This is a genomic window from Pseudoflavonifractor capillosus, from assembly GCF_016899775.1.
In the GTDB taxonomy this organism is placed as follows: domain Bacteria; phylum Bacillota; class Clostridia; order Oscillospirales; family Oscillospiraceae; genus Lawsonibacter.
On the sequence record NZ_JACJJE010000138.1, the window covers coordinates 1 to 1,019 of the forward strand.

Genomic DNA, 1,019 nt, shown 5'->3' on the forward strand with positions numbered 1-1,019 from the left:
TGGAAATTTCTTATTACACCATTGACGATCTGAGACAGCCCCCCAAGCGGCTGTTTCGGAAGGGCTGTTCCATCCGGCATTTTGATACGGTGAAGGCGGCCATCTCCCACTATCAGACACTGCCCGCCACCGGTGAGAAATCCCTGGGGATCACAGATGGATTCCATGTGCTGGAACTGGTGAAGTGTCTGCCCCTCTATCCAGACGACACAGAGGGAGAAACCGTATGGGCGTCGGACTACCAGGCCCTGACGCTGTGGCGGGAGCGGTCTGAGTCCGCGGATGCGGCTGCCGCCTGCGAGGCAGCCTTCCATCCCAGATACCGGCTGGACGGGGCTGTGCTGGTTCCCGTCTCTCAGCCCAAAACACTTCCAAAGCGCCTGCGGGACAAGTACCTGTGGCTGAACGTCCGGGAGGACGAACACTCCGCCATCCGGTGGGTGTACACCGCGGGGAAAGGCTGGGTGCCGCCCAGTATTCTGTACCGCCGTACCAGCCGCCCCGTCCTGGTCCTCAAGTACCAGGCGGACGGCCTTACGGACCAGGGGGCCTACATTCCTTTGGATGTGGCCCCCTGGGAATATAAACTGCTGCTCCAGCGCACCCTGGAGCGGTACAAACTGAGAGGAGCTGTAGACGATGAATCAGCAGAAAAACACGCTGTACCCCAGTGAGGTACACAGTCCCATGGAGATCGAGGTGAAGATCTACCGGCCCAGTCCCAAAGGACCGATCCTGGCGGACGCCTCGGTCACTCTGAATGGCTGCTTCGCCATCCGAGGGATCCAGATCCGGGAGGGGAAAAACGGCCCCTTCGTCTCCATGCCCAGCCGTCAGGTTAAGGGCGAGTACCGGGACGTCTGCTTCCCCTGTACCAAGGAATTCAAGCAGGCCTTTGACCAGACGGTGCTGGAGGCCTACCGAATGGAGCTGCGGCAAAAGGAAGAACCCGTCCAGTCCGGCCCGGTAATGGGCGGCATGAGCATGTAGAGGAGGGATGTCTGCATGAAACGAAAGAT

Annotated in this window: 2 protein-coding genes; both read left to right on the top strand. The window is 59.8% G+C overall.

All coding sequences use genetic code 11. The features are described 5' to 3' along the window. Positions 1-674, top strand: a 674-nt coding sequence (locus tag H6B31_RS16675; RefSeq protein ID WP_204899522.1) for a hypothetical protein, incomplete at its 5' end; no start/stop codon positions are given. Beyond that, positions 640-990 carry a SpoVG family protein gene (locus H6B31_RS16680; protein WP_204899523.1) on the top strand — a complete coding sequence of 117 codons (351 nt, stop codon included), beginning with the start codon at positions 640-642 and terminating at the stop codon, positions 988-990. The genes H6B31_RS16675 and H6B31_RS16680, both read left to right, overlap by 35 nt. Positions 991-1,019 lie beyond the last annotated feature (29 nt).

Bases quoted from the DNA above. Each gene is read 5' to 3' on its own strand.
- H6B31_RS16680 (WP_204899523.1), top strand. From the start codon at position 640: ATGAATCAGCAGAAAAACACGCTGTACCCCAGTGAGGTACACAGTCCC.